The 4348-nt window shown below is 49.6% G+C and carries 3 protein-coding genes; 2 read left to right on the top strand and 1 reads right to left on the bottom strand.

The annotated features are described in order from the left end of the window. A partial coding sequence (locus tag H6F50_RS04445; protein ID WP_347277134.1) for a DUF3474 domain-containing protein occupies window positions 1-521 on the bottom strand: 521 nt, incomplete at its 3' end. A gap of 446 nt (window positions 522-967) precedes the next feature. On the opposite strand from H6F50_RS04445, the gene H6F50_RS04440 reads away from it, so the two are divergent. Both H6F50_RS04440 and H6F50_RS04435 read left to right on the top strand, forming a co-directional pair. Beyond that, entirely contained in the window at window positions 968-1870 is a 903-nt protein-coding gene (locus H6F50_RS04440) for a retropepsin-like aspartic protease (RefSeq protein WP_190426741.1), read from the top strand. Between the two features lie 389 nt (window positions 1871-2259). Beyond that, window positions 2260-3921 (top strand): D-Ala-D-Ala carboxypeptidase family metallohydrolase, encoded by a 1662-nt coding sequence (locus H6F50_RS04435; RefSeq protein WP_190426738.1) that lies wholly within the window; start codon window positions 2260-2262, stop codon window positions 3919-3921. Window positions 3922-4348: the final 427 nt, after the last annotated feature.

Genomic DNA, 4348 nt, shown 5'->3' with positions numbered 1-4348 from the left:
GGATAAGCCACCAGTAAGGCTAAGGCATTAAAGCGGACAAATTTTTCATACGCGGGCATCTCCCGATACTGGCTTTCTGTAACGGGATACCAGCTTTCATCCGTGTCAATGTTGCCGGTATTTTGGTGGTGAGTTCGGTGGCTGATACGCCACCCATGATACGGCACGAGGATGGGAATGTGTGCCAAATGCCCAATCAGGTTATTTACCCATTTTTTTCTGGAAAAAGAACCGTGACCGCAGTCGTGTCCGACGACAAACAACGCCCAGAACATTGTTCCCTGCGCCAACCAAAATACAGGCCAAACCCACCAGGAATCCAGATAGCTAGCGATCGCGTAGAGGATGCCGATTATCCCTACATCCACTAGAAAATAGAACAGCGATCGCTTGGTGGAGGGCACAAAGCACTCTGGGGGAATGGCGGCTTTCAAGTCTTGAAGGGTAAAGGGGGGTTCTGAGTCACCCAAATATAATTCTTCTTCGACAGGATTATTTAACTCTATGAGCTTAGATTGCACAAAGTTTCCAATTTTACGTAACTGTAGACCAAAAGGCATTATTCTACAGCCGCGCCATCAGTGCAATTAACGCTATAAAGACCGATTAGTCAAGAGTATGGCTGTTGTTTACCTACAAAATCTATTCTGTGGAAAATGCGGTTGCTCATGTAGCCTTTAGTATGGTATAGAACAAATACACTTTGATGCAGCCCTTGATGGGGGGACTGGCTTGAACGGGTTCGCAACTACGGCAAGTCGGGGCAACCAATCGGCTCCTTCTGGCATGGAGAGTTTCCGGGAAGCGATCGCGATTGACAGGTTAAACAGTCATTCAACAAAAAGAAACTGGTTAAATCCGGAAAAATCTGCGGAAAAATCTTACCTTAGGGTGTAGTAAGACCCGTCTTGCCAGAAAAGCCGTGTCCTCTCCAAAATCAATTGCTTATAAGATCGGGCGATTAATCATGTGGAAACCCTCTCAAAGCCGTACCACCCTGATTGTTCTATCCAGCTCCCTGGCGTTTGGGATTCTTGGCTGTAATAACGATGCAGCAAGCCCTCCTAGCCCACCAGCAGCCTCAGTCCCAGCAAAGCCTGCTGCTAGTGCAAGTCCCGTGGCGGCTGTTGCCAGTTCTGCTGCGACTCAACCGGCTAAATCTGCCTCAACAGCTAAGCCAAAAGCATCCACGGCGACTAAAAAAACACCCGTTAACCAACCGATTAAGACTGGCCCTGACACTTATAACGAAGCGATTGATACTGCCCTTGGCGCGATCGCGATTAGTGAATCTGCCAAAAGCCGAGATGATTGGCAATTAGTTGCCAGCCGATGGCAAGAGGCAATTGAATTAATGAAAGCTGTGCCAACTTCTAGCCGCAACCATGCGATCGCTCAAAAGAAGCTGCCTCAATACCAGCGCTTTTTAGCCTCGGCTCAGAAACAAGCGGCTCCTCCGCCCAAGCCCAAACCCATTGGACCTGCAATCGTTAACAAACCCTTTTTCACGGTTCCCATCAAACGCCGGCAAGGGGACACGATTCCTGTTGTTGACGTGACATTTGATGGCAAAAAGAAATATGAAATGTTTCTGGATACAGGGGCAAGTAAAACGTTGATCACCCGACAGATGGCTTATGACCTAAAGGTGAAACCTGTAGGAATGGCGAACGTGAAGACGGCGAATGGAGTAGCTGGAATATACTTTGGGTTTGTTAATTCGATTCAACTGGGTGGGAATCTCGTCAAAGATGTGCTGGTAGGAATCGGACAACCCGACTTGGACATTGGACTGCTAGGACATGACTTCTATGACGGCTATGACATCACCATTAAAAAAGATGTGGTGGAGTTTCGTCGCCAGCGCTAAAGTAAAGAGCGCGATTTTCAATTGGTTACAGTGGATTTTGACCTCTTCCTACCCCTCCCCCTATAAGGCTACGGTGTACGGACAAAGCGCTCTCAGACCTAACCCCCAACCCCTTCCTTCGTAGGGAAGGGGAGCAGTATTCAAAGCCCCTCTCCGTGTCGGAGATGGGTTTGGGGAGAGGTCTGCCGACTTGTGTGTACACCGTAGCCTTATAGGGGAGAAAGCTAGATTTTCTGGCTTCTCTGTCCGAAAAGCGGACGCTTGGGGCGTCACCGTGCCGTTTAGTTAGCGATCGCACTGATTGATATTTATTCTAGGAATCACTCTGGAAAAGCTTCGGAACGGGTGCCAAAGTCATAGAGTGGTTAAGTGGGTTATCAAAACTGGCTATGCCAACACTGACACCAGACCAGCGCAATTACTACTACCTCTTAGAAGCGGAACGAACTGGCATTCACAAGCCGATTCTGGCAGCGCTTTATCAAGTGCTATCTTCACCGCAGTTTTCGGACGGAGAAAAGGGCCTGGGCATCTCCCCAGCGAATCGCATTCCCCTACAGGAGGTGGATTCTTTTCCCAAACAAGTGCAATATGCTGCCAATACTATCCGCAGTTTAAGTAACAATCTGGTCGCTCAGGGGTGGAAAGGAGCGGATCTGTGGGACGTACAAAAAGGGCGCTACAGCGATCGCTTTATTCAAGCTGTGGCTGATGGTTATGCACCGCCAGCAAGCGAACCGACAGCAGCGCGGTTGGAAGCCAGCGATGCCAAGGCGTTACTGCAAGCGTACCTAAAAGACATCGAAACCGATTTCAGTGCGGAAGGCTTGCCCCACAATCTTGCCTACCTGGATAAGGCGCTACTGACCCTAGTGGAGCGAGTTCCAGAATACTATACTGGCTTGCCTCATCAACGGGATGCTGCCCTGGAAGTGGTGCGGATGTGGCGTCAGATGGATACAGAAGAAGCCGCGACCGCGTCTTTGCTGTCTCCTGGCACTGTTATTGGCGATAACTTCGAGGAGTCCCAGATGGATGTTCCTCTCAAGCAATTTATCCAGCGAATTTCTCCCAATTACTCCGGTTATCCCTATCAGCGAGAAGCCCTGCTGCGGCTAGCCCAGCTGTGGCGTCAGCTAGAATCGCGGGAAGTTGCGATCGCTTCTTTGAAAAACAACACCTCCGCCGATACAGGGATTAAAATTGTCGATCCGGCCCTGATTGCCTTTATCCAGCGCATTCCGCAGTATTATCAAGCTTCAGGCAACCAACGCAACGCGCTAACTGAATTAGTTCGGATCTGGCGAAAGTTGGACTCTCGCGCTTCCGCGCTGGCATCATTGGGAATCGACCCTCTACTGCTGAGTGGCACGACAAGCGATCGTACCAGGTTATCGAATCTTGCTGCCCAACTAGATCGAGAATTGCTGAATTTTGTTCGGCGTCTGCCGATTGAATATAAAGAAATCGACCACCAACGAGAAGCTTTAATCCGCCTGGTTCAACTTTGGCGCGATTTGGCAACCAGAGATCAAGCCATTCGCTCCTTATTTGAGGATCTCAAACGCATGAATCAGGCACGGAAAGATTCTCCGGACGCCGCACCCAAGCCTGTCCCAATCGCTGTCGCCAAGCGTCCCGACAGGTGGACGCTAAGGAATATTCAGCTGTCTGCCCCCATCGTTCCGGATGGCAACTTTACCTGGGCAGAAGCAACCCACGGCGGCACCCGGATGCCTCCTAACCAGGCGACGCTGGATGCCATGATCCGGATTGCGAGACTCGCACAAAGGGCACGCGATCGCATTGGGCGACCCTTCATCATCACTAGCTGGTATCGACCTCCAGCGATCAATCGTGCAGTTGGTGGGGCAAGATACAGCCGTCATATTGTTGGAGATGCAATAGACTTTCTCTGCGAAGGTCTTTCTGGCGATCAACTTTACTGGTCTCTCGACCCTTGGTGGCCCGGTGGTTTGGGTCGTTACACCAGCTTCCCGAACCTGTGTCATCTTGATGCGCGAAGCTATCGGGCACGCTGGCGAAACTAAAGTGAGGCACAGACGTACACAAATGCTCCTTTTTCCATCAATGGTGAGGGGTTAGGGTTAGCTGACAAATCTTTCCGTATAGGTTGGGTTTCACGCTGTTGAACCCAACCCCAGCTAGTGTTTCGTTGGCTCCGTGCGGGAATGAAACCCAACCTTGTATTTGTACTTCCGCAAGGAAACTCCAAAACATTTGGCTTTTTCAACCCTACCAATCTTTATCCGGTTTCCGGAGGAGAAAACAAAAATTTAATCTACGGTTTGCCTATCGGGATATGAAGGTATACAATAAAAACATTCTGCTAGAATCATGTCCATAGTAAAAACATTTCTATACCTATAGATAGATGAGCGATCGCATTGGACACTTAAAACACACCTGGGTACAATCTCATAATCCTTCACATCCAGCATTGAGATTGCAACAACA

This window comes from Coleofasciculus sp. FACHB-712, assembly GCF_014695635.1.
GTDB lineage: Bacteria > Cyanobacteriota > Cyanobacteriia > Cyanobacteriales > FACHB-T130 > FACHB-T130.
Note: the sequence above shows the minus strand (reverse complement) of the source record. Positions and strands in the feature narration are given on the sequence as shown.

What these genes read in the sequence shown, in the direction of transcription:
- H6F50_RS04440 (WP_190426741.1), top strand. Translation starts at nt 968, where the DNA reads ATGTGGAAACCCTCTCAAAGCCGTACCACCCTGATTGTTCTATCCAGC.
- H6F50_RS04435 (WP_190426738.1), top strand. Translation starts at nt 2,260, where the DNA reads ATGCCAACACTGACACCAGACCAGCGCAATTACTACTACCTCTTAGAA.